This is a genomic window from Paraburkholderia dilworthii (genome assembly GCF_000472525.1).
GTDB classification, from domain to species: Bacteria; Pseudomonadota; Gammaproteobacteria; order Burkholderiales; family Burkholderiaceae; genus Paraburkholderia; species Paraburkholderia dilworthii.
Window position 1 is genome coordinate 1 of sequence record NZ_AWZT01000138.1, and the last position, 1,245, is coordinate 1,245.

2 protein-coding genes are annotated in these 1,245 nt (G+C 62.6%); both read left to right on the forward strand.

The genetic code is table 11. The features are described from left to right. Window positions 1-245: 245 nt before the first annotated feature. Window positions 246-557, forward strand: a complete 312-nt coding sequence (locus F759_RS0135605) for a DUF4148 domain-containing protein (RefSeq protein WP_036026345.1) — start codon at window positions 246-248, stop codon at window positions 555-557. 120 nt (window positions 558-677) lie between these two features. Further along, window positions 678-1,245: DUF72 domain-containing protein (locus F759_RS0135610; RefSeq protein ID WP_027803927.1), on the forward strand; the 568-nt coding region annotated here is incomplete at its 3' end.

The window sequence follows — 1,245 nt, forward strand, 5'->3', positions numbered from 1 at the left end:
TACAAGGTAGTGAAGGAGGGCGGAGGCGGCCCGGAATTCGAGGTCACCTGCGTCGAAGGCGAGCATTTTCCTCCAACCCGTTCAGGCAAGGGCGCGCATTACGAACTGGTTCATGGCGCGACGCATTCACACAAACACAGTGAGCTTCGAAGCGGCGACGAGTAGCGTGCATCGCACGCCGGCGGACGCTTTGGGCTCGGGCAATGCGGCGGCGTCGGCCGCCGCAAAGTCAGGGAGGTCTCATCATGTCGGTCAGAGGCTATGTCACCACGGCTGCCGCACTCAATGCGGCCCTTTTGCTTGCAGGCTGTGTCGCCGCCACCGTGCCGTACAGCGGCCGGCGTCTCAGCCCGACAGAGTGCCGCGACATCGCCGCGCTAAGGACGAACGCCCCGCCAACCATGGGGCAACACCAGAGCGAGCTGTCCGCGCTAAGGAAGGCAGGCTACGACCCGTCTCCCTGGTACGATCCGTACTATCCGGACGATCTTCAGGCGGCGCAGAGGGTGGTCGACTACTGGTTCCGAACGGAGTGCCAGCAAACGCAGTCCGGTTGACGCCGCCAGGGCGGTCGCGTCGGAGCGGCACGGTCGCTCGCCGGCGCCGCGTCACGGGCGCTTTTTCCGGCGCGCAGCCTGCGGCAGAATGATCGGTGACTTACCTCAAGGGACCTTGCCATGTCGATTCTGGTGGGAACCGCCTCATGGGCCGACAAGACACTGATCGAGTCAGGCTCGTTCTATCCTCCCGGCTGCAACAGTGCGGAAGCACGCTTGCGCTACTATGCGAGCGTGTTCCCCCTGGTTGAAGTCGATTCTTCGTACTATGCGATGCCCAGCGCTACCAACAGCGCCTTGTGGGTTGAAAGGACGCCTGCCGGGTTCGTTTTCGACCTGAAGGCGTTCCGCCTGTTCACCGGCCACCAGACCGAGCCGCGATTTTTCCCGAAGGATCTGCAAGCGCACTTGCACAAGACGGGCAAGAAGAACCTCTACTACAAGGACATTCCGCCGCCGGTGATCGAGGAACTGTGGGCACGCTTCTTCGAAGCGTTGCGACCGCTGCATCAGGCTGGCAAGTTGGGCTCAGTGCTTTTCCAGTTCCCGCATTGGGTCACGGCGGTACCGAAAGCGAGGGAGCACGTTGAACGCTGTGCGGAGCGCATGCACCCGTTCCTCACCGCATTTGAGTTCCGGCATGAGAGCTGGTTGGGCGAAAAGCACCGTGAGTCGACGCTGGCGATGG